This is a genomic window from Oleiphilus sp. HI0128 (assembly GCF_001635365.1).
The window spans coordinates 1-1157 of record NZ_LWGG01001267.1 but is presented as its reverse complement, the minus strand read 5'-3'; the positions used below and the strand labels follow the sequence as shown (position 1 = coordinate 1157).

Below are 1157 nucleotides of genomic sequence, written 5' to 3'. Positions count from 1 at the left end.
TCACCTCATCGGCACTATCAATAACACCCTGCATGCTACCATAAGCCGTTAACCACTTTACCGCCGTCTTCGGGCCACACTTCGGCACGCCGGGAATATTATCAACCGAATCGCCAACCAAAGCTAAGTAGTCAATGATCTGATCAGGGCGAACGCCGAACTTATCTTCGACGCCTTGAATATCCATTTTGGTATCGGTCATGGTATTGATCAGCGTCACATGCTCTGTCACTAACTGAGCCATATCCTTATCGCCAGTTGAGATCACCACATCGATCTTCTTTTGCGTTGCCTGATGCGCCAAGGCACCAATCACATCATCCGCTTCGACATCAGGAATGATGAGTAAAGGCAAACCCATTGCTTCAATGATCTCGTGAATCGGCGCGATCTGAGAACGTAAATCATCAGGCATCGGTGGACGATTCGCTTTATAGTCAGGGTAAATTTCATGACGAAAGTTCTTACCTTTAGCGTCAAAAACCACAATTACTTTAGAGCCTGGATAGTCGGTTTCCAGCCTTCTAAGCATGCTGATCACACCTTTAATTGCTCCGGTTGGCTGGCCTTTAGAATTAACTAAAGGAGGTAAACCATGAAAAGCCCGGAATAAATAAGATGATCCATCCACCAAAACGGTAGGAAGTGTTTGAGATTGCTCGGTATTTGTTGTCATAAATTGCGTATCTATAATTGTTTAGATGCTGGTAAGAGCTGGGTTTTGAAATTAAAAGTCCGGTGAGTAATCACTGGCACAGTGGTATAGTAAGAAAAAACGACAATACAGAACAGATATTTTTATTCGTCAACGCTCATACAGGAGTTCATATGCGAAAGATATTACGCCCAACTTTATTAGTAACTCTACTCGCAACTCAAGCCAGCATGTTCGCTATAACATCCGCACATGCAGAGGAATCTATTCAGCCTGCTGAGCCTGAGATCGTTATTCGCAATGAGGATAACAAAACTTTTTACGAATATCGTGTGAATGGCGTTCTAAAAGAAATTAAAGTCGTTCCAAAGATTGGCCCTACTTATTATTTAGTGCCTCAGGATGGCAATGCCTGGATCCGCGAAGATCGCTCACAAGTCCTTGTGCCTAGCTGGGTATTGTTCGAGTGGTAGCACTTCCCTCTTAACGTCCTCCTTGCCAA

General features: G+C 44.0%; 2 protein-coding genes. One reads left to right on the top strand and one right to left on the bottom strand.

Translation table 11 applies throughout. The features are described from left to right. On the bottom strand, positions 1 to 676 hold a 676-nt coding region (locus A3763_RS21370; RefSeq protein ID WP_304440835.1), incomplete at its 3' end, for a 5'-3' exonuclease H3TH domain-containing protein. 152 nt (positions 677 to 828) lie between these two features. On the opposite strand from A3763_RS21370, the gene A3763_RS21365 reads away from it, so the two are divergent. After that, complete coding sequence (locus A3763_RS21365) at positions 829 to 1128, top strand: DUF2782 domain-containing protein (protein WP_068509226.1); 300 nt, start codon at positions 829 to 831, stop codon at positions 1126 to 1128. Positions 1129 to 1157 lie beyond the last annotated feature (29 nt).

Excerpts from the sequence above, each read along its gene's own strand:
- A3763_RS21365 (WP_068509226.1), top strand. The coding sequence starts at position 829 with ATGCGAAAGATATTACGCCCAACTTTATTAGTAACTCTACTCGCAACT.